Below are 684 nucleotides of genomic sequence, written 5' to 3' on the forward strand. Positions count from 1 at the left end.
GACTCGCTCAAGAGCGCCTCGACCTCAACCTCGACGGCCCGCTGGATCAGCTGGCGTGCACCACGGCGCACCAACTCCTCCAGGGACACATCCAACTCTTCCAGGGTCGTCGTCGGCAGCAGGCTTGCGCTGTCCTTCGGCTTGCTCGTATCGTCTCTCATCGCGCACCTCTTCGTTGCTGTTGTGTGTCTTGAACAACCACATTGTCAGCAACGGTGTGCCGCCTTCCAAGCCCCCATCAGCCCGCGCTCATACACCAGAATTCAGCATAGCTCGCTTGTTCCGACAGCACTAGGGCTTGCTTATGCAGCGGCTCCGCCTTGGCATAATGCCCCTGAGATTCGTAGAGACTGCCTAGATTGTTGAGGCTCACCGCCACATCGGGATGTTCGAGACCCAAGGCTTCTTCACGCAGCGCTAAGGCTCTCTTGTGAAAAGACTCGGCCTCGGCATAGCGGCCTTGCGACCCATAAAGGCTAGCGAGGTTGTCGAGGCTGGTGGCTACGTCAGGATGCTCAGGGCCGACGGCATTCTCCCCCAACGTTAGGACTCTCTTGTACAACGGCTCGGCCTCGGCATAGCGGCCCTGGCGCGCATAAAACAGAGCTAAACCCCACCTAGGCCGGAATGCGTAATTTCTCCTCCTCTGGATCGAGTGTCGTTCTCGTCCACAGGCGGTCGGCG

General features: G+C 59.4%; 1 protein-coding gene. It reads right to left on the minus strand.

The window, feature by feature from the left end:
• Positions 1-238: 238 nt before the first annotated feature.
• Positions 239-684, minus strand: a 446-nt coding sequence (locus tag G3480_RS27190) for a tetratricopeptide repeat protein (protein ID WP_164657284.1), incomplete at its 5' end; no start/stop codon positions are given.

It is taken from the genome of Thiorhodococcus mannitoliphagus (assembly GCF_010915725.1).
Classification (GTDB): domain Bacteria; phylum Pseudomonadota; class Gammaproteobacteria; order Chromatiales; family Chromatiaceae; genus Thiorhodococcus; species Thiorhodococcus mannitoliphagus.